This window comes from Streptomyces sp. NPDC018026 (assembly GCF_044327745.1).
Lineage (GTDB): Bacteria > Actinomycetota > Actinomycetes > Streptomycetales > Streptomycetaceae > Streptomyces > Streptomyces rubrogriseus.
In genome coordinates, this window is the sequence record NZ_JBIRFY010000020.1 from 90965 (window position 1) to 113808 (window position 22844).

The following is a 22844-nucleotide window of genomic DNA, read 5'->3' on the forward strand; positions in this document are numbered from 1 at the left end:
CGACCGGTCAAGCAGGAGGAGCGAGTAGTGGATACTTCATCGCTGATCGGTGGGCGTTACAGGCGAAGGGGTGAGCCCACCAGCGGCGCCATGGGAGATGTGTGGATCGCTGAGGACACGAAGCTGGACCGCATCGTGGCCATGAAGTTCCTCGCTCACCGCCGTCTCATGCAACAGGGTGCCCCCACGGATTTTGCCGAGTCGACCGCGAGAATGTTCCAGAGGGAAGCCCGTGCCATGGCTCGGATAAATAGTTCACGCGTCGCCCATCTCTACGACAGCGACGAACACGAGGGCGACGTCTACATCGTCATGGAGTATGTCGAGGGAGAATCGCTCGCCGAGCACCTCAGGACCGGGCCCAAGCTTCCGCTCGAGCGCACCGTGCGCTGGACACGGCAGATCTGCGAAGGCCTCGGCGCTGCACACGATGTCAAGGTCATCCATCGCGACATCAAACCCGACAACATCATGATCACCCGGAAGGGAGACGTGAAGCTTGTCGACTTCGGGCTGGCCTATTTGGCCGGTATCACCCAGACGCACACCGTTGCTGGCACTCCCCTATACAAGGCACCCGAGCGGTGGCACGGCGATACCGGAAGCGAACGCAGCGACCTGTACTCCGTCGGCTGCGTCCTGTTCGAGATGCTGACGGGGCATCCGCCCTTCGGCAGCCCTCACGACGACCCGATGACCGTGGGCCGGATGCATCAGGACGATACGCCGGCGTTTCCGAGCGACCACCGCCCTGGCATTCCCGCCCAGTTCGACAGCCTCGTCCGGATTCTCTTGGCAAAGGACCCAGCCGACCGCCCCAAGAACGCCCGCACGGCTGAACGCGCAGTAATCGAACTGTCGCATCTTCTGGACGCACCAGACGACACCGTCGAACGCTCCGAAGTACCCGACACGCCCGGCAGTAGCACCAGCCTCTCCCAGCACATCGAGGCACTGGACTTGCGGATCTTCGAACTGGAAATCCTTCACGACCGTGGCGATCAACCTCTGATCGAAGCGCGCACCGAGCACGCCGAACTCATCGGCCAGTCAGGTGACACCCGCGGAGCAGCCGCTCTGTACGACCGACTCGCCCGTGACTGCCAGGAGTTGTTCGGCCCCTACGATGTTCGTACGCTAGACGCTTTCGAAGGCCTCGCCCGGTGGAACGGCGCAGTGCGAGCCAACTGAAGAGCAGGATGTGGATCTTGGCGCCGGGTTCGCCCCTGTCGAGCGAATTCGACCATACGAGCTGCCCCCTTCGCCTGCCCCGAGAGACAGTCAACCAGGCAGCGGACCAGTCGAGGCGCAACATCCCCTGCCCGGGCTCCATGCGCGGCTCGTCGGGGGCAGAGGAACTTCGCCCTGCAATCCGCCACCGACGAGGTGGCCCATGCCATCGGCATGCGCCCACTGAATTGCGTCTGCGTAGCCCGCAGGTCTGCCTGCACACGCGAGAGCGGCAGACAGTCCGAAGCGCTGCCACGACAGCGGATGGACTTCCTGCTGCTGGTGCCGAATTGCTCCCGCATCGTCCTTAGACGCCATTTCAGTTGGCGTGATCTTGCGGCAGTCTGGGGCGATGACTGCTGCGCTTGTCGATCGGATGGCGCCGGATGACCTGTGGACGTTGTTCCAGCGGGTGGTGCCGCCGGCGCCGGTCCGCCCTCAGGGTGGAGGGCACCGGCGGCGAGGAGACCGTGAGGTGCTGGCCGCCATCGTCTTCGTGGCAACCTCAGGCTGTACCTGGAACCAACTGCCGCCGGGCTTCGGGCTGTCGGGTGTGACGGCCTTCCGGCGGTTCACCGAGTGGACCGAAGCCCGGGTGTGGGCCAAGCTTCACCGCCTGGTCCTGGATGAACTCGGCGCCCGAGGTGAGCTGGACTGGTCGCGGTGCGCGATCGACTCTGTCAGCGTCCGGGCCCTCAAAGGGGGCGTCTGACGGGACCGAATCCGACCGACCGCGGCAAGAAGGGATCGAAAATCCACCTCATCGTCGACCGCCAGGGCCTGCCCCTGTCGATCGGCATCTCCGCCGCCACCTCCACGACAGCCAGGCACTCATCCCGCTGGTCCGCGGCATCCCGCCCATCCGCTCGCGTCGCGGCCCTCGACGCCGACGGCCCGCCAAGCTGCACGGTGACAAGGGATACGACTATCGCCATCTGCGGCGATGGCTCGCTTCCCGTGGCATCCGGCACCGCCTTGCCCGCAAGGGCATCGAGTCATCCCGGCGGCTGGGCCAGCATCGCTGGGTGGTGGAGCGGACCGTGTCCTGGCTGTCCGGCTGCCGCCGTCTGCACCGCCGCTACGAGCGCAAGCCGGAACACTTCCTTGCCTTCACAGCCATCGCCGCGACTCTCATATGTCACCGCCGACTGGCCAAGTGAAATGACGTCTTAGGTGCCTGTTTTCGATCCCTCCGCCGACGTCGGCCCAGGTTAGGAGTCTTCGGTTGGTGGGCCTCTTACGCTGGCAGGGGAGATTCCTTGGAGTCGGAGACTTGCCAGGGGCGGACGGCGAACGGCTGGCAAAGCGGGAAGAGTAGGTTGGCTTCTGACAGTTTCCAGGGGCGATCCGGCGGACCGGTGACGGAGGGCAATCATTCAGGAGAGTCAACGTCGTCGACCTGGCACTGACATGTGCGGTCGTCGTCATGCCAACTCGCGGGTGGAGTGTCTTCTTCCGGATACTCACTATCCGCGGCCGCATCACGCCCTGGATGGGACGACCTGGCACGATGGCCTCTGTGGTTGGTGTCACGGCAGCGGAGAGCGGGACGGAGAGGTCTGTGAAAACTGCAGCGGCTTCGGGTTCTCTCCGATCGAAGTTGACGAGGACTGAGGCCAGGATCTGACGGCTTAGGATTCGAACTGGTGTTGCCCCGACGCCTGGTGCAGGAAGTCGCTGACAGGCTTCGTCGCCGGTGGGACGGTGGTGCTCAGGGCCGTATTTCCGGCCAGGTCAGGACCAAGGTGATGGCTGACCTTGAGAACGATCAGTCCTGCTGGGCTTCGCGGGATGCCGGCTGGCCGCTTCGGCGGGTGATTCGCCTGGTCATGATGGTGATCGCGGCCCAGGTGATGAGCGATTCCGAGTGTTGGATGAGCCGTTCGCAGTCGCGCGCGTGGCGGCGGGCGTGCATGATCCAGGCGTGTGAGCGTTCGACGACCGCTACGGGATCTCCTTGTGAACGGCTTCGATGTTGTTGCCGTCCGGATCGCTGACGAACGAACAATAGGCGCGGTACTCGCTCCATGAGCGAGGAGCGTGCCGGGATGTGCCCCCGGCCGCCACCGCAGCCACATGAAAGGCATCCACCGCGTCCCGGCTGCCCGCCGTGAATGCGATGTGCATCCCCCTGGTGGCGGCAGTCACCAATTCTGCACTCTCCAGGGACAGCGACGGCGTGTCCCGCTTCGGATGCCAGTACTCGGCCACGCCGTCGGCCCGATAGCCTGCACTGATTCCAAGCGGCTCCAACGCAGCGGTGTAAAACCGCTCACTCGCCTCGAAGTCTGAAGCAAACACGCCCAGGTGATGGACGAAGGACAACGATACTTCCATGGCGGCCGAGTCTACGGAACCGATCAAGCAGCACGCGGCATTTACCCGGTGATCGTTTCCGGTCACAGCACTAGCGCCCACAGGATCGGCATCCCAGCCGGCGTGCAGACCAGGTACAGACGCAGGCCCCAGAAGAACCGGGAGTGGGAGGCGCAGTAGCCGTATCCGGCCCAGCCAGACATCTCCGACCGCTTCACCGTCGGCCGCGAACGCCCGCACTCCACGGGGGTGGAGTCCACGATCCAGTGGTTGTCGAACCAGAAGTCCGTGTCCACCGCCAGCATCCGTATCGCCTTCTTGACCATCTGCAATGCGGCCCGCAGTCGCTTGTTGTACCCGGACTGCTGCGGTAGGTACGGGAACATCGAAGCAAGGTGTGCATGTGCGTACCGCAGCCAGCGCGCCTCGGAGCTGAAGCCGAGCAGAGCCTGTGCGACTGCCAGACAGATGAGTTCAGAGTCCGTCAGCCGTGGCGGCCTGCCCATCCACCGGTCGGCCCCCTGCTCGTCATCGATTTTCACATACAGTGCGGTCAGCAAGGTGTCCAAGTTCTCGTTCGCCACACAACGACCTTGGACAGCCTCTTCTCGCTCCTGGACGTCAGCCGAGGTTGGATTCTCGGGCGGGGAAGAAGTCGGCGCTTTGGACGTACTCCATAGCCTTGGTGAACTCCGGGTCGCCGAGGCGGCGTTCCATTTCCTGCGGGCTCAGGTCCTCCACACGGGTCTGGATCCAGTACAGGTTGCCCAGCGGATCGCGTACCCGTCCGACCCGGTCTCCGAAGAACAGGTGGGTGACCTCGGTGACCGAGGTGCCGCCAGCCGCAACGGCCTGACGGTGCACGGCGTCGGCATCCTCAACGTAAAGGCGGAGGAAGCCAGGGGTCGGCGGCCACTCCGGCCGCGCGTCGAACATCATCACCACGGAGTCGCCGATCCGTACCTCCGCATGCTCGATGGCCCCGTCCTTGCCCGCAAGGCACGCGAGCTCCTCTGCGCCGAAGGCTCTCTTCATGTAGTCGATGAGCTGCACCGTGTCGCGCGAGATGATCCACGGCGTCACGGTGCTGTAGCCCTGGGGTACCGGCTTGACGGACATCTGACTGCCTCCTGGGGTGCGAGTGCCTCAACGCGATGATGACGCTAACCCCTATCTAGGTCAGTTTCGGACCTAAATGGCATCCGATCAGTGATGCTGCACAGCACCCACGAACACGTCATCGGCGCATGCACCACTCACGCTCCGATGACTCCGTGCCGCGAGCCGTCCCTCCTGACCTCGCCCCCCGCCGCGGGACCGGGAAGCCATCGGTGAGACAGCGGAAGGAACCCGCGGGACGAGCCCGCCAGACATAGGACTTGATCGTCTAGGTGTGCTGTCCCGGGACGTTGGTGACACGCGTGCTGGGTGCTTGAACAGGTGAGGGCCTGCTGGATTCGGTGTGGATTGCGACATCTACCGCCGACCGCCAGGAGGCCGTCCCACCGTAATGCCCCGCTGGCCCCGACCGGCAGGCTGCGTCTGGCTCGGTGTGTTGTGGACGACGGCCGGCCGTTGCGGCGGGCCGCAGAACGCTTCCAGGCCAGCCACACCACCGCCACCCGCTGGGCAGGCCGCTACCGGCAGCTGGGCGCGGCAGGGATGCACGGCCGTTCCAGCCGCCCCCACCACAGCCCGCGCCAGACGTCTGCCCCGGTCGAGCAACAGGTGCTGCGGCTGCGGCGCGAGCACCGGATCGGACCGGTGCGGCTGGCCGCCCGCTGCGGCATCGCCGCTTCCACCGCCCACCGCGTCCTCGTCCGGCATCACCTGCCCGCCCTGTCCACGCTGGACCGTGCCACGGGCGAACCTGTACGCCGCTACGAACGTTCCCGGCCCGGCGAACTGGTCCACATCGACGTCAAGAAGCTCGGCCGCATACCCGACGGCGGCGGCCACAAGGTCCTCGGCCGCGCAGCCGGCCAGGCCAACCAGGACCGCCGCAACGGCACCGGATACGCCTGCCTGCACACCGCCCTGGACGACCATTCCCGCCTGGCCCACACCGAAGACCTGCCCGACGAGAACGCCGGAACCTGCCCGGCCTTCCTGCGTCGGGCAACTGCCTGGTTCGCCGCACGCGGTGTAACCGTCGAACGGGTACTCACCGACAACGCCTGGGCCTACAGCAAGAACACCTGGCGCGACACCTGCCACGACCTGGGCATCAGCCCCCGCTGGACCAGGCCCTGGCGACCCCAGACCAACGGCAAGGCCGAACGCTTCCACCGCACCCTGCTCGACGAATGGGCCTACCAGCAGCCCTACACCTCAGACGCCGAACGACAAGCCGCATTCCCCGACTGGCTGGACTGGTACAACTACCACCGACCCCACACGGAATCAGCGGCCACACCCCAGCCAGCCGCGTCACCAACCTGTCCGAACAGCACACCTAGGGCCTGTCTGAAGTCGTGATCAAGAGGTGAGGTTCCTCTTCCGACCGGTGTTTCGACCGGATGCGCAGGATTCCGTGAACCTTTCCGCCCGGAATGCCGACCCTCTGTGTGACGGACGGTGCAGGGCAGGGAGGTGTGGTGGGCAACGATGGGTTGCTGGTGGTGCGCTGCCAGCTTGGGGAGCGGGAGGCGTTCCGCGAGCTGGTGGCCGTGTGGCACCCCCAGCTGTGGCGCTATGTCCGGGGCATGGTCGGCTCTTCGCACCTCGCGGACGATCTTGCTCAGGAGGCGTGGGTCGCCGTGGTGCGCGGCCTGCCGAGGCTGCGGCAGCCGGAACGGTTCGCCCCCTGGCTGTTCACCATCGCCCGGCGCGCGGTCACTGACCATCTGCGGCAGATGTACAAGGCTCCAAAGACGGCCATGGAGGAAGCCACGGCTGTCGTCGCCGACGACGAGCTCAGCGGTGTGCTCACCACGATGCAGATCGAGGCAGGTCTTGCCGCACTGCCGCCCTTGGAGCGCGAGGTGCTGATCCTCTTCCACCTTCAGGATCTGCCGCTGGCCTCCTGCGCGGAGGTGCTCGGCGTACCGGCCGGCACGGTCAAGAGCAGGCTGCACCGCGCCCGGCGCATGCTGCGCAACCACCTTGCCGAGAAGGGATACGAGGCGTGAGCGAGCAGAACCGCGCAGCGCAGCGGGCCGTGCCCGAGCAACTGGAGCGCGCGCTGGCCACGGAGGTGTCACTGCGGTCCCGGCTGCGCCACCTGGCGGTGGGCCTGGCCGGGGGATGCGGCGCGGCCATGATCGCGGTGTTGTGGGCCACCGAGCCACATGCGCTGCCGCCGCGCACTCAGGCCGTCTTCACCGGACTCATTGCCATCGGGCTGGCCTGGGCCGTCTTCGCCGGCTGGGTGCTGAGCAGACGTCGGCCGCTGTTCGCCCAGGACCGGGTGCTGTCCGCCCGGATCGCACTGGCGGCGACCGTGGTGACCGTCCTGGCCGGGGTGGCGCTGGCCGCCGTCCGAGGCAGCACCGCCGACCTGGTGGCCACCGCCACGGGCGGGGCAGTCTTCACCGCCGTCGCGGTGCTCGCCCTGGTACGGGCGCGGCACCGCCGCCGCGAACTACTGCGACTGCGGGATGCCCTGCGACAAGACGCCCCCTGAACAACCGCATTCGCCCAAACCCAGATCACTAGATCATCAAGGAGACAGACATGGGCAACAAGACCGCTCCGATCGGCCCGCTGGCCCTCGCCCTGCGTCTTCGCGGTGAAAGCAAACGCACCGTCCTGGTCGTCGCGGCCCTGGCCGGTACCGCGCTGCTGATCGGCATCGGCCTGCTCCTGACCTGACTTGCGCCCCAGAGCCGAGGCTCCACCGCCGGAGCCTCGGTGACACACGCCCAAGAATTCAGCAACACCGTCGAGCGCCTGATCAACAAGCTCAAAGCGTGGCGCGGTATCGCGACCCGCTACGACAAGACACCCCAGAGTTACCTCGTCGGCCTCCATCTGCGAGGAGCAGTGATCTGGATGCGCAGCCTCCAGTGATCACGACTTCAGACAGGCCCTAGATCGCCCTCTCTCCCCGCGTGGAACCTGTGACCGACGCCCCTCTTGTCACCTCCCTACAACGCCATGCAGCGGAGGCCTGACGCTCCGCCCTGGCGGTGTCAGGAGGCTCCCGAGTCAGCCTTCGCTTGACAGCGAGCCTTGCACTGCAAGACCACGCCCCTTGCCAGAATGACGGTCAGACGCCGCAGGACGCACCTGACCATGCGTCAGCAAAGTCAGCATGAGGTCAGCAAGTGTCCTGCCATAGCCGCCCACGGATGGGCACACTTCGGAATCGCCCTCCACAGCGATTCAGCCCTGCGATCCGCTGAGGTGCCCTCCCGCCGGCGCTTGCCGTCCTGGAGGGCGACACCAGGAGCGCCTGCCGCTCATCAGCTGCCGCGCGCGGGCATTTCTGCAGGTCAACGGGACCTTCCACGAGGCTTCAGCGGGACTGCAGGTAGCGCGGGTGCAGGCAGCGGAGCGCCGTCGTACCCCTTGACCTCCCCGAAGCGTGTCCCTTCCATCCAGTCCCGGCGGGCCTGTACGATCTCTTCCTGGGAGCGTCCGATCCAGTTCCAGAACATGATCAGCTCCTCCTCGAACGGCTCGCCGCCCAGGAGCATCAGCGCGGCGTCCGAGTCGGCCCGCAGGGGGAGTTCGTCGCGGCCGCAGCCGAGGTAGAGCATCGAGCCCGGCACCAGGGGCACGCCGTCGACGTGGGCCTCGCCGCTCATGGCCAGTACGGCGTACTCGAAGTCCCGTTCGAGCGGCAGGCGTACGTCCGTGCCGCCGGTGAGGGCCAGGTCGGCGCCGACGAGGGGGGTGTACGTGGTGCCGGGCGAGGTGGCGGTGTCGAGGGTGCCGAGGAGCACCGTGGCGGCCAGGCCCGGGGCGGTGACCCGGGGCAGCTCGGCGTGGAACTCGAAGTGCGGGTCGGTGTGGCGGTGGGCGTCCGGGAGGGCCACCCACAGCTGCGCGCCGTGCAGGAGGCGCGCGTGCGGGCGCGGGCTCTCCTCCGAGTGGCTGATCGCGCGGCCCGAGGTCATCAGGCCCAGCTGGCGCGGGCGGATGGTCTGCAGGCTGCCGGTGGAGTCGCGGTGCAGTACCTCGCCCTCGTGCAGCCAGCTCACCGTCTGCAGGCCCATGTGCGGATGCGGCGGCACCTGCATGCCGGGCTCGTCGGCGATGTCGTCGGGGCCGTAGTGGTCGACGAAGCACCAGGCGCCGACCATGCGCCGCCCCAGGTTGGGCAGCAGCCGGCGGACCTCGGTGGACTCGCCGAGCTTGACGTTGCGAGGGCTGAGAAGTTCCCGTACGGGCTCCGTCACCACGAAGCCGCGGCCGCCGCAGAGACTGGGTACGGCCTCGCGATCAAGGTTGCTCATGCCGCCCAACCTAGACCCGGCGGGGCCTTCGCGTCAGACGGACCGCGGGCCGTCACCGTGGCGGGCGACGCGTCCCCGCGCGCATCTGCACGAGTACCTCCACAGGCGCCTCCACAGGCGCCTCCACCAGTAGTGGAATGTTCAACCGTGTGGCGTGGTTACAGGGCGCGAAGGAGGTTTCCAGTGGACATGACGTACTACGACCAGGGAACGCCGGCGGAGCGCTGGGAGCGGGCGCGGATGTTCTTCGACGCGAAGGACTACGCCGCCGCGGCGCGCGTCCTGGACGGACTGGTCGCACAGGTGCCCGAGCAGACCGGCCCCCGGCTGCTGCTGGCGCGCTCCTACTACCACTCCGCCCAGCTGCGGCGGGCGGAGGCCGAGCTGCGGGTCGTCGTCGAGCGCGATCCCGTCGAGCACTACGCCCGGCTGATGCTGGGCCGCACCCTGGAACGGCAGGGCCGGCAGGAGGAGGCCGACGCGCAGTTGCGGATCGCCTCGGCCCTCGCGGGCGACTTCGCCGAGCTCTGAGCGGGACTCGGAGCGTGGCATCCTGGCGCGATGGGAACCGCGATGGGAACTCCGAGTGATCGTGTCCCGCCCTCCGAGCGGGTCGAGGAACTGCTCGCCGTCGGCGGCCCGTTGCCGATCGTCGCGGCCGGGGATCCGGTGCTGCGGCGCGCGGCCGAGCCGTACGACGGGCAGTTGGCGCCCGCGCTCTTCGAGCGGTTCGTCGAGGCACTGCGGCTGACCATGCACGCGGCGCCGGGCGTGGGCCTGGCCGCGCCGCAGGTCGGGGTGGGGCTGCGGGTCGCGGTGATCGAGGACCCGGCGCCGGTGCCGGACGAGGTGCGGGTGGCGCGGGGGCGGGTTCCGCAGCCCTTCCGGGTGCTGGTGAACCCGTCGTACGAACCGGTCGGCGGCGGGCGCGCCGCGTTCTTCGAGGGCTGTCTGAGCGTGCCGGGCTGGCAGGCGGTGGTGGCGCGCCACGCCGAGGTGCGGCTTCGGGCGCGGGACGAGCACGGGCGGGCGGTGGACGAGGTGTTCGCGGGCTGGCCGGCCCGGATCGTGCAGCACGAGACGGACCACCTCGACGGCACGCTGTACCTGGACCGGGCCGAGCCGCGCTCGCTGGCCTCGAACGCGGCGATGGCGGAGCTCTGGTCCCAGCCGACGCCGCAGCGGGCGGCGTCGGCACTGGGATTCGAGCTGCCCGGCCCGACGGCCTGACCGCAAGCCCGCACGGGCTTGCGCCTCCGGCCGCCGGGTCCGGGCCCGCCCGGCCGGACCGTCAGTTGTCCCGGTACGTCTCCAGCAGCCGCAGCCACACCTCGCTGATGGTCGGGTACGCCGGGACCGCGTGCCACAGGCGGCTGATCGGTACCCGACCGGCGACGGCGATCGTCGCGGAGTGGATCATCTCGCCGACGCCCGGGCCGACGAAGGTGACGCCGCGGACGATCTCGTCCTCCAGGTCGACCACCATGCGGGCGCGGCCCTTGTAGCCGTCGCCGTACAGGCTCGACCCCGCCACCGCGATGGGGACGTCGACGGCGCGGACACGGTGTCCCGCCTGCTCGGCCTCGGCCAGGGTCAGGCCGACCGACGCGGCCTCGGGGTCGGTGAACACCACCTGGGGCACGGCGTCGTGGTCGGCGGTCGCGGCGTGCGCGCCCCAGGGGTCGGACTCCAGGATCGGCACCCCGGAGGCGCGGGCGGCGATGGCGGCACCGGCGATGCGGGCCTGGTACTTGCCCTGGTGGGTGAGGAGGGCGCGGTGGTTGACGTCGCCGACGGCGTAGAGCCAGTCGCTGCCCTCCACGCGGAGGCTGTCGTCCACCGGCAGCCAGGAGCCCGGCTTCAGGCCGACGGTGTCCAGGCCGATGTCGCCGGTGCGGGGCGACCGGCCGGTGGCGAAGAGGATCTCGTCGGCCTCCAGGCGGTCGCCGGTGTCGGTGACGGCGAGGACGGTGCCGTTCTCGCGGGTGACGGACTCGACGGAGACGCCGGTGCGGATGTCCACACCGGCCTCGGCGAGCCCCTCGGCGACCAGTTCCCCGGCGAACGGCTCCATGCGGCCGAGCAGGCCTCCGCGCACCAGCATCGTGACCCGGGAGCCGAGGGCCTGCCAGGCGGTGGCCATCTCGACGGCGACGACTCCGCCGCCGACGACGATCAGCCGGCCGGGCGCGCGCTCGGCGCTGGTGGCCTCCCGGCTGGTCCAGGGGCGTACCTCGGCGAGTCCGGGCAGCGGGGGCAGGGCGGCGGCGCTGCCGGTGCAGACGGCGACGGCGTGCCGGGCGGTCAGGGTCCGGCGGGTGCCGTCGGGACCGGCCACCTCCACCGTGCGCGGTCCGGCGAGCCGGCCCTGTCCGCGGTACAGGTCGGCGCCGATGCCCTCGACCCACTGGACCTGGCCGTCGTCCTTCCAGTGCGAGGTGAACTCGTCCCGGCGGGAGAGGACGGGCCGCGGGTCGAGGGGTTCCTGGAGCGACTGGGCGAGGCCGGGCAGGCGGCGGGCGTCCGCTCGGGCGAGGACCGGGCGCAGCAGGGCCTTGCTGGGCATGCACGCCCAGTAGGAGCATTCGCCGCCGACCAGTTCGCTCTCCACGATCGCGGTGGACAGTCCGGCCGCGCGGGTGCGGTCGGCGACGTTCTCGCCGACCGGGCCCGCGCCGATCACGACGACGTCGTACGTGAGGGAATCCGATTGCGTCATGGGGTCAGTCTGGTGGGTGGTGTGCGGCGTGGCCACATGGGTACGTGCGCGGAATACCCACCAGGTCGGCAGTGTTGTGCCGACGGCTTCTCCCCCGAAACCAGGAAGAGGGATCACCTCATGACCAGCACCGTGGAACTCACCAAGGAGAACTTCGACCAGACGGTCACGGACAACGAGTTCGTGTTGATCGACTTCTGGGCGGAGTGGTGCGGTCCGTGCAAGCAGTTCGGGCCGGTCTACGAGAAGGCGGCGGAAGCCAACCCGGACCTGGTGTTCGGCAAGGTGGACACCGAGGCGCAGCCCGAGCTGGCGCAGGCCTTCGGCATCAGTTCGATCCCGACGCTGATGATCGTGCGGGACCAGGTTGCCGTGTTTGCGCAGCCGGGCGCGCTGCCGGAGGCGGCCCTGACCGACGTGATCGGTCAGGCCCGGAAGCTGGACATGGACGAGGTCCGCAAGGCGGTCGCCGAGCAGCAGGCGCAGGCCGGGCAGAACGGCCAGGAAGGCCAGTAGCGGGCGGTTCGGCCGCCGGTCAGCTCGACTCCCGGTGCACCACCGTGGCGCCCAGCACCTTGTGGCGTTCGGGCGGGGCGCCGGGGTCGTGCACGGCCCGGTCGACGAGTGCGGCCAGGTCGCGGCCGGCGGGCAGTTCCAGGTGGACGGTGCTCAGCCGGGGCCGCAGCAGCCGGCCCAGCATCAGGTCGTCGGCGCCGATCACGGCGGCGTGGCCGGGGATGTCGAGGCCCTCGTCCTGGAGGGCCCGCATCAGCAGCATCGCGTACTCGTCGTTGTACGCGAACACCGCGTCGAGCCCGAGGGGGCGCCAGCGCGCCGCGAGGCGGGCGGCGTCCCCTTCGTCGTAGGCGAGGCGCAGCTCGGTGACGGTGGCGTCGGTGCCGGAGACGGCCTCGCGGGCGCCCGCGAGGCGCGGCGCCGAGAAGACGTCCAGGCCGCCTTCCGCGGGCACGACGACGCCGATTCTGCGGCGTCCGCGGTCGTACAGGTGGCGGGTCGCGCCGCGGCCGACGCCCGCCTGGTCGGTGAGCAGCGCGTGCGCTCCGTCGACGGCCTCGGGGCCGAGGGTGACGACCGCCCGTGCGCCGGAGCGTTTGAGGACCTCCACGCCCTGCGGGCCGAGGTCGGAACCGGGTGCGAGGACGGCGACCGGGCGGAGTTCGGCCCAGGCGCGGGCGGCCTCGTCGCCGCGCAGGCCGACGGTGCCGTACTGCACGACGGTGTAGTCGAGGCGGCCGAGCGCCCACTGGAGTTCGCTGAGGAACCGGCTGTAGAGCGGGCCGGCGGGGAAGGACGGCGCCGGCAGCAGCACCATGCGGCTGTGCCCGGCGCGCAGTGAGCGGGCCGCGGCGTGCGGGACGTAGCCCAGTTCCCGGGCGGCCTCGCGGACGCGGCGGCGGGTGGGTTCGCTGATCCGTACGGTGCCGGTGTCGTTGAGGACGTAGGAGACGGTCGCGCGCGACACACCGGCCAGGCGGGCCACATCGGCGCTCGTGGGCACGGAGCGCGGGGCGGCGGGATCGGAGGGCGGTGGATTCGGTGTCTGCACCATGACGTACGGCATCCTGGCAGAAGCCGGACGCGGGGCGGCGGGCGGGGCAAGGTCGTTGGCCGCCGGGCGGGGCAACGTCGTTGCCGCCGGACGCGGTTCAGACCGCGGGGTCGGTGCGGGTCACCCGGGCGACCAGGTCGAGCCAGCCGTCCTGCAGCCGCTTTGGGGGCAGGCCGCGCTGTGCGGTGAGGTGGTGGATCAGCGCGGCGTCGAGATACGCCAGCAGCGTGTGGGACAGCAGCTCGCTGTCGCCGTCCGGCACCGCCTCCCGCAGCAGCAGGGCGAGGTGGCCGAGCAGGAAGCGGCGCGGGGCGGCCGTGTGGCGGCGGTCCGCGCTCGGCTCGGCGGCGAGCAGCAGGTCGAGTTCGTCGACGGAGCGGCGCAGCAGCGCGCAGCCGAAGGCGCGCAGCCGCTCGACCGGCGGCGCGCCGGGGCCCAGGGGCGGCGGACCACTCAGCAGCGCGGCCTGGAACTTGCGCTCGGAGTGGTCCAGGAGCGCCGTGAGCAATCCGGTGCGGTCGCCGAAGCGGCGGAAGACGGTGCCCTTGCCGACGCAGGCCGCGACGGCCACCGCCTCCATGGTCAGGGCAGCCGCGCCGTGCTCGGCGACCAGCCGCCCGGCGGCCTCCAGCAGCCGGGCCCGGTTGCGCGCGGCGTCGGCCCGCAGACAGGGCTCGTCCTCCTCGGCGCCCGTGCCGAGCTGGAGCAGCTCGGTCGGGCCGACGGCGTCCGGGGGCATCGGGAAGGAGGGCGGCAGGGCGGCGGACATGAAGCCAGCGTAAAGCATCGGGAAGAAAACTGGACCGCGGTCCGTTTGGGATGTTAGAAATTAAACGGACCCCGGTCCGGATTGTTACCGCAGTGTTTCGGCACGCCCGCCGACACGTGTTTCAGCAGTGGGAGTACTCATGTCTGTCCGCATCCTTGCGCTCGTCGGCAGCGTTCGCGCCGGTTCGCACAACCGCCAGCTCGCCGAGGCGGCCGTCAGGTTCGCGCCGGAGGGCGCCGAGGTGCAGGTGTTCGAGGGGCTCGCCGAGATCCCGTTCTACAACGAGGACGTCGACGTCGAGGGCAGCGTCCCGGCCGCCGCCGCGAAGCTGCGCGAGGCCGCCCAGGGCGCGCAGGCCTTCCTGCTCTTCTCGCCCGAGTACAACGGCACCATCCCGGCCGTCCTCAAGAACGCCATCGACTGGCTGTCCCGGCCCTTCGGCGCCGGCGCCTTCACCGGCAAGCCCGTCGCCGTGATCGGCACCGCCTTCGGCCAGTACGGCGGCGTGTGGGCGCACGACGAGGCCCGCAAGGCCGTGGGCATCGCCGGCGGCAAGGTGATCGAGGACCTCAAGCTCTCCATCCCCGGTTCGATGACCCGCTTCGCCGAGACCCACCCCGCGGACGACGCCGAGGTCGCCGCCCAGCTGACCGAGGTCGTCGCTCGGCTGCACGGCCACGCGGACGACGTCCTCGCCGCCTGACCGGCGCGAGCGGCACACGACGGGACCGGAGCTCGGCCGAGCTCCGGTCCCGTCGTGTGTCAGGCCACCGCCGCGGCGGCCAGCGCGCGCAGCTCCTCCAGCGCCGCCGCGACCGCCGCTCGACCGTGCCCACCGCCGCGCGTGCAGGTCAGCAGTTTGCGGTGCGGCCGGCCCGCGCAGGGCACGCGGACGATCGGCAGCTCGGGGGTGAGCCGGGCGAGCCGGGGCACCAGCGCGACGCCGAGCCCGTGCGCGACCAGGTGGGCCGTGACGTTCCAGTCCACCGCGAGATGGACCACGTCGGGGGTGAACCCGGCGGCACCGCAGGCCGCCGCCATGTGCGTCCGACAGGGACTCTGCGGCAGCGGCGCGATCCAGGCCTCGTGGGCCACGTCGGCGAGGTCGGCCTCCTCCCGTCCGGCCAGGGGATGGTCCACCGGGACGACCAGGTCGAACGGCTCGTCCAGGAGCGGCCGCTGTTCGAAGCGGGTGTCGGCCGCGGGCGGGCTGGCCGGAGTCGCCTCCACCACCGCCAGATCGCTCTCCCCCTCGAAGAGCAGGTCGAAGCTCTCCGCCACGTCGACCTCCCGGATCCGCACCGACAGCCGGGGGTGCCGCTCGCGCAGCCGCGCCGCCATCGGGGCCAGCAGGACGGCGACGGCCACCGGGAACCCCGTCACCCGCAGCGGTCCGGCCGGGGCACCCTCCCCCGCCCGCAGATCCTGTTCGGCCTCGTCCCAGCGGGCCTCGATCGCGTCGGCGTGTTCCAGCAGGCTCTCCGCGGCGGCGGTGAGCCGCACCCCGCGCCCCTGCGGCTCCAGCAGATCGACGCCCAGGTCCCGGGCGAGCTGCCGGATCTGCTGGGAGGCGGCGGAGGTGGTGAAGTGCAGGGCGCGCGCCGCCGCGGTGACGGTGCCGTAGTGGGAGACGGCCCGGAGCACGTGCAGCCTGCGCAGATCAATCATGAAGTGCACGCTTCACGGTGGAGTCCGTAAAGTCAACCTGGACGTGAACGGATCCGGGGCCGCACCCTGTCAGTGGCGCCACGGTGGGACCGAAAGCCCACACCGGCATCCGACGTACCACTGACGCACGAGGAGTCGCCATGCCCAGCACGACCGGTCTCGTCTGCCCGCACTGCGGGTGGCCCGACGGCGCCGAGCCCTTCCAGGTGCTGTCGGCGCACACCACCGCGGCGGGCGGCACCCTGTGGACCCGGTGCGCCTGCGGTTCGCTCCAGGCCCGCGTCGTCGACGGCCACGGCACCCGCGTGGTCTCGCGCGGCAGGCCCACGCCCGCCGGCTGCTGAGCGCCCGCAGCGACCGGGCGGCTACAGCTACTACCAGGCCAGGGGGCCCGCCGCGTCGAAGTAGCCCCCGGTGGGTCCGTCCGGGCCCAGCCGGGCCATCCGGACGATCACCTCGGCGCCCTGGGCCACGGTCTGCGTACCGGTGTTGCCGTTCAGATCGGTCGCGGTGAAGCCGGGCTCGACCGCGTTGATCCGCATCCCGGGGAACGCCTTCGCGTACTGCACGGTCAGCGTGTTGACCGCGGTCTTGGACGCCGGGTAGGCGAGGCCCGGGTAGCCGTACCCCGGGCTCTGGGGTGAGGTGAGTCCGGTCAGCGAGGCCAGGCCGCTGCTCACGTTGACCACGACGGGCGCGGCGGAGCGGTGCAGCAGCGGCAGGAACGCGTGGGTCACGCGCACCACGCCGAAGACGTTGGTCTCGAAGACGGTGCGCAGCAGGTCCGCGGTCGTGCCGTCGGCCCCGGTCACGGAGTTGTGCTCGCCGCGCTGCTCGATGCCGGCGTTGTTGACCAGTACGTCGAGTCCGCCGTCGGCCGTGACGGTCCGCACGGCGGCGGCGACGGAGGCGTCGTCGGTGACGTCGAGGACGAGGGGCCGTGCGCCCAGTTCCTCGGCGGCGCGGCGGCCGCGCTCGGGGTCGCGGGCGGCGGCGTAGACGGTGTGGCCCGCGGCGACGAGGCGGCGGGCCGTCTCGAAGCCGAGGCCCTTGTTGGCTCCGGTGATCAGTGTGGTCGTCATGGGAAAAGCCTGCGGCGCGCCGGGGCGGGCAGCCAGGCGTCCGGTCTTCCTGGGACCAGGGGTACCAGGAAGACCGGCCGTCCGCGGTGTTCACTGGGGACATGACGGCAACGGAGTTCGGGCGGGCGCTGCGGCTGCGCAGGGACCGGGTCGCCCCCGAGGCGGTGGGGCTGCCCGCGGGCGGGCACCGGCGGGCGGCGGGGCTGCGGCGCGAGGAGCTGGCCCTGCTGGCCGGCATCTCCGTCGACTACGTCACCCGTCTCGAACAGGGCCGGGCGGCCAACCCGTCCGCTCAGGTCGTCGAGGCCCTCGTACGGGCACTGCGGCTGCCGGCCGAGGAGCGCGCGCATCTGTTCCGGCTGGCCGGGCTGGCGCCGCCGGGGCCCGGGACCGTTCCCGGGTACATCCCGCCGAGCGTCCACCGGCTCCTGGACCGGATGGCCGGCACCCCGGTGGCCGTGTACGACGCGATGTGGACGCTGCTGCTGGCCAACCCGCCGTACGCGGCGCTGATGGGCGATCCGTCCGAGTGGCACGGCCCGGAGCGCAACGGCGTGTGGCGCAACTTCGTCGGGCCGGGCAGCCGGGCCCGGTACACGCCCCAGGAACGCCGGGACTTCGAGTCGGCGCTCGTCGCGGACCTGCGGGCCACCGCCGCCCGCTATCCCGCCGACCCGCGGCTCGGCAGGCTGGTCGCGGAGCTGCGCGCCCGCAGCGAGCGGTTCGCCGAGCTGTGGCGGGCGGACGCGGTCGGCCGGCACGAGGCGGCGCGCAAGACCATCGACCATCCGCGGGTGGGGCCGGTCGTGCTGGACTGCGACGTGCTCGATGTGGCGGGCAGCGATCTGCGGATCATGGTCTACACGGCCGAACCGGACACCGCCGACGCGGAGCGGCTCGCCCTGCTCACGGTCCTGGGCACCCAGGAGCTGGTGGAGTAGCCCGCTCCCGGTGGCCCACCGTCAGGCCCGCTTCAGCGGCCCCCGTCAGGCCCGCTCCTGCCGCCGCGTGACCCACAGGCTGGTCGCCGTGGTGACCGCGAGGACCAGCACGATGAACCCGAGCGAGAAGGGGATGCCGATCTCGGGCACGTGGACGCCGGACTCGTGCAAGGCGTGCAGCACCAGCTTGACGCCGATGAAGCCGAGGATGACCGACAGACCGTAGGAGAGGTGCACCAGCTTCTTCAGCAGACCGCCGATGAGGAAGTACAGCTGCCTGAGGCCCATCAGGGCGAACGCGTTGGCCGTGAACACGATGTACGGATCCTGGGTCAGCCCGTAGATGGCGGGGATGGAGTCCAGGGCGAAGAGGATGTCGGTGAACCCGATGGCGAGCATCACGACCAGCATCGGGGTCATGACCCGCCTGCCGTTCTCCTCCACCCACAGCCGGGTGCCGTGGTAGCGGTCGGCGACGCCGAAGCGGCGCTCGATCGACTTCAGCAGCTTGTTCTCCTCGTACTCCTGCTCGTGCTCGTCCTTGCGGGCGTCCTGGATGAGCTTCCAGGCGGTCCAGATCAGGAAGGCGCCGAAGACGTAGAAGACCCAGGAGAAGGCGGAGATGATCGCCGCGCCGGCCGCGATGAAGGCGGCCCGCAGCACCAGCGCCACCAGGACGCCGACCATCAGCACCCGCTGCTGGTACTGCGAGGGCACCGCGAACTTCGCCATGATCAGGACGAAGACGAAGAGGTTGTCCACGCTCAGCGACTTCTCGGTGAGGTACCCGGCGAAGAACTCCCCGCCCGGCCCGCCGCCGCCGAACACGAGCAGTCCCACGCCGAACAGGCAGGCCAGGACCACCCAGACGGCCGTCCAGATCCCGGCCTCCCGGAGGGACACGTCGTGCGGCTTGCACCCGATGAAGAAGTCGGCGGCGACGAGGACGCACAGGCCCGCGACGGTCAGCAGCCAGACGCTGAGGGTGACGTTCACCGGTGCTCCTCGTGCGGTACGGGTCGCGTACGGACGGTCCTTGGTCAGGGTGTTTCCGGGATGCGGCGCAGGCAACCCGGCACGGTGCGCGGCTCCACGCGCCGAATCCGGCGCGCGCCGGCCGATTCCGACGTGACGGGAGCCCCGGATGACCCTTCGGCCCTCGCCTCCCCACCCCGACCGCCGGGGCTCGCGCATCGGCGTGCTGGGTTCCTACGGCGGCTTCAACACCGGCGACGAGGCGATCCTGACCTGCGTGCTGGGCTGTCTGCGCGGCCGGCGGCCGGACGCGCACCTCGTCGTGCTGAGCCGGAACGCGGAGCACACCCGCGCCCATCACCCCGACGCCGACGAGGCGGTGCCCTGGGAGGGGGTGAGCCGCAACCACGTCCTGGACGTGCTGCCCGGCCTGGACCTGCTGGTACTGGGCGGCGGCGGCATCCTCTACGACGGCCAGGCGCGGCGCTATCTGCGGCTGGTGCGGGCCGCGCAGACCCGGCACGTGCCCACGTTCGCCTACGCCGTCGGCGCCGGGCCGCTCACGGACCCCGAGGACCGGGACGCGGTGCGCACGGTGCTGGCGGAGATGGACGACGTCGTCGTACGGGACGAGGAATCGCGGCTGGTGCTGGAGGAGGTCGGCCTGGAGCGGGAGGTCGCGGTGACCGCCGACCCGGCGCTCCTGCTGGCCCCGGAGCCGTTCACCGGGGCGATGATGCGCGACGAGGGCGTCCCGTCCGGCACCCGGCTGGTGGGGATGTCGGTGCGCGAGCCGGGGCGGGCCGCCGAGAAGCTCGACGAGGGCGACTACCACGCGCTGCTCGCCGACGTCGAGGACTTCCTGGTCCGCCGGCTGGACGCGCGCGTGGTGTTCCTGCCGATGGAACGGCACGACGTACGGCACGCGCACGCCGTGCTGTCCCACATGACCGCCCCCGACCAGGGCCGCATCCTGCACGGCGACTACAGCCCGGGGCAGGTCCTCGGCTTCATGCGCCATCTCGACGTGGCCGTGGGCATGCGCCTGCACTTCGTGATCTTCGCCGCGCTCACCGGCGTGCCGGTGCTGCCTCTGCCGTACTCCGGCAAGGTCTTCGACTTCGCGCGCCGGCTGGGCGCCCCGGCGCTGGTGGGGGTGGCGCGGGAGCAGGCCGGGCTGCTGCTGGCGGAGGTGGACCGGCTGTGGGACGAGTACCCGCGGCGCCGGGACGACCTGCGGGACCGGATGGGCGAACTGTCCGCGTCGGCGCGCGAGACCTGCGAGCGGTGCGGGTCCCTGCTCGACGAGATCGGTGCCGCCCACGGGCCGGGCGGCGCCCCCGCGGCGGGTGCGGGGCCCCACCGCGCCGAGCCGCGGCCGCTGAACGCCTGACCGGAGGGTGCGCGATGCCGATCCTGGAGGAGCCCCACGAGTCCCGCACCGTCACCCTGCCGCCCCGCCCGGCCCGGCTCGGGGGCCGCTGCGACGTCCTGGTGGTGGGCGGCGGCCCCGCCGGGTTCGCGGCGGCGGTCGGCGCGGCCGACGCCGGGGCCGACACCGTGCTGGTGGAGCGGTACGGCTTCCTCGGCGGCAACGCGACCGTGGCGCTGGTGATGCCGCTGATGTCGTTCCACAACGAGCACAAGCAGGCCGCTTTCACCGAGGCCGGGGACACCTCGCGGCTGCTGCCCACCGACCACGGCGAGGGCGAGCCGGTGGTCGCGGGCGTCCTGTGGCAGTTGCTCGACCGGCTCACGGGCCGCGGCGGCTGTCTGCCGCCCTCCCCGAAGACCGGGTACACGGTCCCCTTCGATCCGGAGCTGTTCAAGTTCTCCCTGCTGGAGATGGCGGACGAGTCGGGGGTGCGGATGCTGTTCCACTCCTTCGCCTCCGGCGCGCTGCCGCTGGACGACGGCGCGGGCTGGCGGGTGGTGTTCGAGACCAAGTCGGGGCCGGTGGTGATCGACGCCGGGGTGGTCGTGGACGGCACGGGCGACGGCGACGTGGCGACGGCCTGCGGGGCGCCGTACGAGACCGGGCGGCCGGAGGACGGGCTTGTGCAGCCCATGACGCTGATGTTCCGCGTCGCCGACTTCGCCCGGCCGGACTTCGCCGCGTACGTGCGCGAGCACCCCGACCAGTGGCGGGGTGTGCACGGGCTGTGGGACCTGATCGAGGAGGCCAGGAAGAACGGCGAACTGCGGCTGCCGCGCGAGGACGTCCTCTTCTTCGCGACCCCGCACCCGCACGAGGTCTCCGTCAACAGCACCCGGGTGAACCGGGTCCTCGGCACCAGCGTCTGGGACCTCACCCGCGCCGAGTACACGGCCCGGCACCAACTGGCCGAGATCGACCGCTTCCTGCGCACCCGCGTGCCCGGCTTCGAGGAGTCGTACGTGGTCCAGAGCGGCACACACGTCGGCGTCCGGGAGAGCCGGCGGGTGCTCGGCGACCACCTGCTGACCGGTCACGACATCCTGGCGGCGCGCACCTTCCCGGACGTGGTCGCGCACGGCGCCTATCCGATCGACATCCACAACCCGCGCGGCTCCGGCACCGTCCTCAAGCGGGTGCCGCGGGGCAGTTTCTACGACATCCCGCTGCGCTGTCTGCTGCCCCGGGACACCGACCGGCTGCTGGTGGCGGGCCGCTGCATCTCCGGGACGCACGTGGCGCACTCGTCGTACCGGGTGATGCCCATCGCCATGGCGACCGGGCACGCCGCGGGGGTGTGCGCGGCGCTGACCGTACGGCACGGGAGCGGACCGCGGGGGCTGCCCTACCGGCTGGTCCAGCGGGAACTGCTCCGGCAGGGGGCGAGGCTGCGGACGGAGCCGCACTAGGTCAGGTCAGCTCGCCCAGTCGAGGAGGCGCTCCCGGTGCTCGGGGGCGCGCAGGTGGGCGAGCGAGGCCTTCTCCAGCTGGCGGACGCGTTCGCGGGTGAGGCCGACGTGCTGGGCGACCTGTTGCAGGGTGCGGGGGCGGCCGTCGTGCAGCCCGTAGCGCAGGCTGAGGATCAGGGACTCGCGGGGTGCGAGGGTGCCGACGGCCTCCCGCAGCTCCGTCGCGAGCGCCTGGAACTCGGCGACCTCCGGGGCTCGCAGCACCTCGGTGTCGGGGATGAGGTCGCCGACGACGGTGTCGCCGGTCTCGTCCACGGGCGTGTCCAGGCTGACCGCGTCCCGGCCCACCCGGCGCAGCCAGACGACCTTGTCCACGTCGATGCCGCTCTCGGCGGCGACCTCCTCGGTGGTCGGCTCCCGGTCGAGGCCCGCGCGGAGCTTGCGTTCCACCTTGGCGAGCTTCTGGAGCTGCTCCACGACGTGCACCGGCAGCCGTACCGTGCGCGCGTGGGTGGCCAGGCCCCGTTCGATGGCCTGGCGGATCCACCAGGTGGCGTACGTGGAGAACTTGAAGCCCTTGGTGTGGTCGAACTTCTCCACGGCCCGGATCAGTCCGAGGTTGCCCTCCTGGATGACGTCGAGGAGTGGCAGTCCGCGGTGGGCGTGGCGCTTGGCCATCGACACCACGAGCCGCAGATTGGCCCGCACCATGTGGTCCTTGGCCTCCTGGCCGTCGTGGACGGTCTCCTCCAGCGTGCGGCGCCGCCCGGGCGCGGGGGCGGGCTCGCCGGTGTCGGCCGCCTCCAGCTCCTCCCTGGCCCGGACTCCCGCCTCGATACGGGTGGCGAGCCGTACCTCGTCCTCGGCGGTCAGCAGGGGGGTGGCCCCGATCTGGGTCAGGTACTGGCCGAGCAGGTCGGGTTCCTCGTCGGGTTCCGGGATCCGGGTGCGCAGCCGTGCGGTGCGGGTGGTGGCGCGGCGGTCCTCCCGGGTGCGCGCCGTCGGTGTGCGTGCCGTCGGTGTGCGTGCCGTGGGCGCCATGTCGTTTCCTCCGTCCCGTTCCGGATCACGGGCTTCCGGGCCCGCGTCCGCTTCTCAGCCGGCGGACCACCACCAGCAGGTCGGCGGCAGCCAGCAGGGTGAGCGCCGCGCACACCACGGCGACGACCACGAGCATGCCGCGGCCGGGGCTGTCGCCGGGGGCGGTGTCCGCGGCCCACACGCCGAAGAACACGGCCCCCGCGAGGAACAGCGGCAGGAAGACCGCCGACAGCAGCAGTCTCAGCCGCAGGGCGCTCCGTGCGTGGACCGGTTCGCTCATGACGGCC

General features: G+C 70.9%; 23 protein-coding genes and 5 pseudogenes. 15 read left to right on the forward strand and 13 right to left on the reverse strand.

Going from position 1 to position 22844, the window contains the following annotated elements; all coding sequences use genetic code 11:
- Positions 1-27 precede the first annotated feature (27 nt).
- Positions 28-1191, forward strand: coding sequence for a serine/threonine-protein kinase (locus ACH4D3_RS37665; RefSeq protein WP_398332172.1), 1164 nt, complete (start codon positions 28-30; stop codon positions 1189-1191).
- A 391-nt stretch (positions 1192-1582) separates the two neighbouring features.
- A pseudogene (locus ACH4D3_RS37670) lies at positions 1583-2390 on the forward strand (IS5 family transposase).
- Between the two features lie 650 nt (positions 2391-3040).
- On the opposite strand, the pseudogene ACH4D3_RS37675 reads toward ACH4D3_RS37670, so the two are convergent.
- The 4 genes and pseudogenes from ACH4D3_RS37675 to ACH4D3_RS37690 form a co-directional block, all read right to left on the reverse strand.
- Positions 3041-3172 (reverse strand): annotated as a pseudogene (locus ACH4D3_RS37675) (IS5/IS1182 family transposase); the annotation flags it as partial.
- 2 nt (positions 3173-3174) lie between these two features.
- Positions 3175-3567 carry a VOC family protein gene (locus ACH4D3_RS37680; protein WP_398332175.1) on the reverse strand — a complete coding sequence of 131 codons (393 nt, stop codon included), beginning with the start codon at positions 3565-3567 and terminating at the stop codon, positions 3175-3177.
- Positions 3568-3638: 71 nt separating this feature from the next.
- Positions 3639-4103: pseudogene (locus tag ACH4D3_RS37685) on the reverse strand (IS982 family transposase); the annotation flags it as partial.
- Between the two features lie 64 nt (positions 4104-4167).
- Entirely contained in the window at positions 4168-4665 is a 498-nt protein-coding gene (locus tag ACH4D3_RS37690; RefSeq protein WP_398332177.1) for a VOC family protein, read from the reverse strand.
- A 348-nt stretch (positions 4666-5013) separates the two neighbouring features.
- On the opposite strand from ACH4D3_RS37690, the pseudogene ACH4D3_RS37695 reads away from it, so the two are divergent.
- The 5 genes and pseudogenes from ACH4D3_RS37695 to ACH4D3_RS37715 all read left to right on the forward strand — a co-directional run.
- A pseudogene (locus tag ACH4D3_RS37695) lies at positions 5014-6005 on the forward strand (IS481 family transposase).
- A 135-nt stretch (positions 6006-6140) separates the two neighbouring features.
- The gene (locus tag ACH4D3_RS37700) at positions 6141-6677 is read left to right on the forward strand and encodes an RNA polymerase sigma factor (protein ID WP_398332180.1); all 537 of its coding nucleotides are present in this window, start codon (positions 6141-6143) and stop codon (positions 6675-6677) included.
- A complete protein-coding gene (locus ACH4D3_RS37705; RefSeq protein ID WP_398332182.1) occupies positions 6674-7171 on the forward strand; it encodes a transmembrane transport protein in 498 nt (165 codons plus the stop codon). The genes ACH4D3_RS37700 and ACH4D3_RS37705 overlap by 4 nt, the downstream gene beginning before the upstream one ends.
- A 50-nt stretch (positions 7172-7221) precedes the next feature.
- The gene (locus tag ACH4D3_RS37710; RefSeq protein WP_398332184.1) at positions 7222-7359 is read left to right on the forward strand and encodes a hypothetical protein; all 138 of its coding nucleotides are present in this window, start codon (positions 7222-7224) and stop codon (positions 7357-7359) included.
- A gap of 60 nt (positions 7360-7419) precedes the next feature.
- Positions 7420-7557 (forward strand): annotated as a pseudogene (locus ACH4D3_RS37715) (IS5/IS1182 family transposase); the annotation flags it as partial.
- A gap of 425 nt (positions 7558-7982) precedes the next feature.
- Here the strand turns inward: ACH4D3_RS37715 and ACH4D3_RS37720 are convergent.
- On the reverse strand, positions 7983-8948 hold the full coding sequence (locus ACH4D3_RS37720) for a pirin family protein (protein ID WP_398332186.1): 966 nt from the start codon (positions 8946-8948) through the stop codon (positions 7983-7985).
- A gap of 183 nt (positions 8949-9131) precedes the next feature.
- Between ACH4D3_RS37720 and ACH4D3_RS37725 the strand changes: the two genes are divergently transcribed.
- Positions 9132-9479: a tetratricopeptide repeat protein gene (locus ACH4D3_RS37725; RefSeq protein ID WP_398332188.1), complete on the forward strand. Its 348-nt coding sequence runs from the start codon at positions 9132-9134 to the stop codon at positions 9477-9479.
- A gap of 42 nt (positions 9480-9521) precedes the next feature.
- On the forward strand, positions 9522-10178 hold the full coding sequence (locus ACH4D3_RS37730; protein WP_398332235.1) for a peptide deformylase: 657 nt from the start codon (positions 9522-9524) through the stop codon (positions 10176-10178).
- A gap of 61 nt (positions 10179-10239) precedes the next feature.
- Here ACH4D3_RS37730 and ACH4D3_RS37735 read toward each other — a convergent pair whose 3' ends face one another.
- Entirely contained in the window at positions 10240-11667 is a 1428-nt protein-coding gene (locus tag ACH4D3_RS37735) for a dihydrolipoyl dehydrogenase family protein (RefSeq protein ID WP_398332189.1), read from the reverse strand.
- A 120-nt stretch (positions 11668-11787) separates the two neighbouring features.
- Between ACH4D3_RS37735 and trxA the strand changes: the two genes are divergently transcribed.
- Positions 11788-12183 carry a thioredoxin gene (gene trxA, locus ACH4D3_RS37740; protein WP_159326082.1) on the forward strand — a complete coding sequence of 132 codons (396 nt, stop codon included), beginning with the start codon at positions 11788-11790 and terminating at the stop codon, positions 12181-12183.
- A gap of 19 nt (positions 12184-12202) precedes the next feature.
- Here trxA and ACH4D3_RS37745 read toward each other — a convergent pair whose 3' ends face one another.
- On the reverse strand, positions 12203-13237 hold the full coding sequence (locus tag ACH4D3_RS37745) for a LacI family DNA-binding transcriptional regulator (RefSeq protein ID WP_398332191.1): 1035 nt from the start codon (positions 13235-13237) through the stop codon (positions 12203-12205).
- A gap of 97 nt (positions 13238-13334) precedes the next feature.
- Positions 13335-14006 (reverse strand): TetR/AcrR family transcriptional regulator, encoded by a 672-nt coding sequence (locus tag ACH4D3_RS37750; protein ID WP_398332193.1) that lies wholly within the window; start codon positions 14004-14006, stop codon positions 13335-13337.
- Positions 14007-14145: 139 nt separating this feature from the next.
- Between ACH4D3_RS37750 and ACH4D3_RS37755 the strand changes: the two genes are divergently transcribed.
- Complete coding sequence (locus ACH4D3_RS37755; protein WP_398332195.1) at positions 14146-14709, forward strand: NAD(P)H-dependent oxidoreductase; 564 nt, start codon at positions 14146-14148, stop codon at positions 14707-14709.
- 59 nt (positions 14710-14768) lie between these two features.
- Here the strand turns inward: ACH4D3_RS37755 and ACH4D3_RS37760 are convergent, their stop codons facing one another.
- Positions 14769-15674 (reverse strand): LysR family transcriptional regulator, encoded by a 906-nt coding sequence (locus ACH4D3_RS37760; RefSeq protein ID WP_398332196.1) that lies wholly within the window; start codon positions 15672-15674, stop codon positions 14769-14771.
- A gap of 140 nt (positions 15675-15814) precedes the next feature.
- On the opposite strand from ACH4D3_RS37760, the gene ACH4D3_RS37765 reads away from it, so the two are divergent.
- On the forward strand, positions 15815-16018 hold the full coding sequence (locus ACH4D3_RS37765; protein WP_398332197.1) for a hypothetical protein: 204 nt from the start codon (positions 15815-15817) through the stop codon (positions 16016-16018).
- A 30-nt stretch (positions 16019-16048) separates the two neighbouring features.
- On the opposite strand, the gene ACH4D3_RS37770 is transcribed toward ACH4D3_RS37765, so the two are convergent.
- Entirely contained in the window at positions 16049-16756 is a 708-nt protein-coding gene (locus ACH4D3_RS37770) for an SDR family NAD(P)-dependent oxidoreductase (protein ID WP_398332198.1), read from the reverse strand.
- A gap of 101 nt (positions 16757-16857) precedes the next feature.
- Here ACH4D3_RS37770 and ACH4D3_RS37775 point away from each other — a divergent pair, with 101 nt between their 5' ends.
- Positions 16858-17697, forward strand: a complete 840-nt coding sequence (locus tag ACH4D3_RS37775) for a helix-turn-helix transcriptional regulator (RefSeq protein ID WP_398332199.1) — start codon at positions 16858-16860, stop codon at positions 17695-17697.
- Positions 17698-17742: 45 nt separating this feature from the next.
- Here the strand turns inward: ACH4D3_RS37775 and ACH4D3_RS37780 are convergent, their stop codons facing one another.
- A complete protein-coding gene (locus ACH4D3_RS37780) occupies positions 17743-18693 on the reverse strand; it encodes a TerC/Alx family metal homeostasis membrane protein (RefSeq protein ID WP_398332201.1) in 951 nt (316 codons plus the stop codon).
- A 148-nt stretch (positions 18694-18841) separates the two neighbouring features.
- Here ACH4D3_RS37780 and ACH4D3_RS37785 point away from each other — a divergent pair, with 148 nt between their 5' ends.
- On the forward strand, positions 18842-20065 hold the full coding sequence (locus ACH4D3_RS37785; RefSeq protein WP_398332202.1) for a polysaccharide pyruvyl transferase family protein: 1224 nt from the start codon (positions 18842-18844) through the stop codon (positions 20063-20065).
- Between the two features lie 14 nt (positions 20066-20079).
- Positions 20080-21516, forward strand: coding sequence for an FAD-dependent oxidoreductase (locus tag ACH4D3_RS37790; RefSeq protein ID WP_398332204.1), 1437 nt, complete (start codon positions 20080-20082; stop codon positions 21514-21516).
- 6 nt (positions 21517-21522) lie between these two features.
- Here the strand turns inward: ACH4D3_RS37790 and ACH4D3_RS37795 are convergent, their stop codons facing one another.
- Entirely contained in the window at positions 21523-22557 is a 1035-nt protein-coding gene (locus ACH4D3_RS37795) for an RNA polymerase sigma factor RpoD/SigA (protein ID WP_398332206.1), read from the reverse strand.
- A 25-nt stretch (positions 22558-22582) separates the two neighbouring features.
- Positions 22583-22837, reverse strand: a complete 255-nt coding sequence (locus ACH4D3_RS37800) for a DUF6343 family protein (RefSeq protein WP_385350295.1) — start codon at positions 22835-22837, stop codon at positions 22583-22585.
- Between the last annotated feature and the right edge of the window lie 7 nt (positions 22838-22844).

Bases quoted from the DNA above. Each gene is read 5' to 3' on its own strand.
- ACH4D3_RS37680 (WP_398332175.1), bottom strand. From the start codon at position 3,567: ATGGAAGTATCGTTGTCCTTCGTCCATCACCTGGGCGTGTTTGCTTCA.
- ACH4D3_RS37690 (WP_398332177.1), bottom strand. From the start codon at position 4,665: ATGTCCGTCAAGCCGGTACCCCAGGGCTACAGCACCGTGACGCCGTGG.
- ACH4D3_RS37710 (WP_398332184.1), top strand. From the start codon at position 7,222: ATGGGCAACAAGACCGCTCCGATCGGCCCGCTGGCCCTCGCCCTGCGT.
- ACH4D3_RS37720 (WP_398332186.1), bottom strand. From the start codon at position 8,948: ATGAGCAACCTTGATCGCGAGGCCGTACCCAGTCTCTGCGGCGGCCGC.
- ACH4D3_RS37730 (WP_398332235.1), top strand. From the start codon at position 9,522: ATGGGAACTCCGAGTGATCGTGTCCCGCCCTCCGAGCGGGTCGAGGAA.
- ACH4D3_RS37735 (WP_398332189.1), bottom strand. From the start codon at position 11,667: ATGACGCAATCGGATTCCCTCACGTACGACGTCGTCGTGATCGGCGCG.
- trxA (WP_159326082.1), top strand. From the start codon at position 11,788: ATGACCAGCACCGTGGAACTCACCAAGGAGAACTTCGACCAGACGGTC.
- ACH4D3_RS37745 (WP_398332191.1), bottom strand. From the start codon at position 13,237: ATGGTGCAGACACCGAATCCACCGCCCTCCGATCCCGCCGCCCCGCGC.
- ACH4D3_RS37750 (WP_398332193.1), bottom strand. From the start codon at position 14,006: ATGTCCGCCGCCCTGCCGCCCTCCTTCCCGATGCCCCCGGACGCCGTC.
- ACH4D3_RS37755 (WP_398332195.1), top strand. From the start codon at position 14,146: ATGTCTGTCCGCATCCTTGCGCTCGTCGGCAGCGTTCGCGCCGGTTCG.
- ACH4D3_RS37760 (WP_398332196.1), bottom strand. From the start codon at position 15,674: ATGATTGATCTGCGCAGGCTGCACGTGCTCCGGGCCGTCTCCCACTAC.
- ACH4D3_RS37765 (WP_398332197.1), top strand. From the start codon at position 15,815: ATGCCCAGCACGACCGGTCTCGTCTGCCCGCACTGCGGGTGGCCCGAC.
- ACH4D3_RS37770 (WP_398332198.1), bottom strand. From the start codon at position 16,756: ATGACGACCACACTGATCACCGGAGCCAACAAGGGCCTCGGCTTCGAG.
- ACH4D3_RS37775 (WP_398332199.1), top strand. From the start codon at position 16,858: ATGACGGCAACGGAGTTCGGGCGGGCGCTGCGGCTGCGCAGGGACCGG.
- ACH4D3_RS37785 (WP_398332202.1), top strand. From the start codon at position 18,842: ATGACCCTTCGGCCCTCGCCTCCCCACCCCGACCGCCGGGGCTCGCGC.
- ACH4D3_RS37790 (WP_398332204.1), top strand. From the start codon at position 20,080: ATGCCGATCCTGGAGGAGCCCCACGAGTCCCGCACCGTCACCCTGCCG.
- ACH4D3_RS37795 (WP_398332206.1), bottom strand. From the start codon at position 22,557: ATGGCGCCCACGGCACGCACACCGACGGCACGCACACCGACGGCGCGC.
- ACH4D3_RS37800 (WP_385350295.1), bottom strand. From the start codon at position 22,837: ATGAGCGAACCGGTCCACGCACGGAGCGCCCTGCGGCTGAGACTGCTG.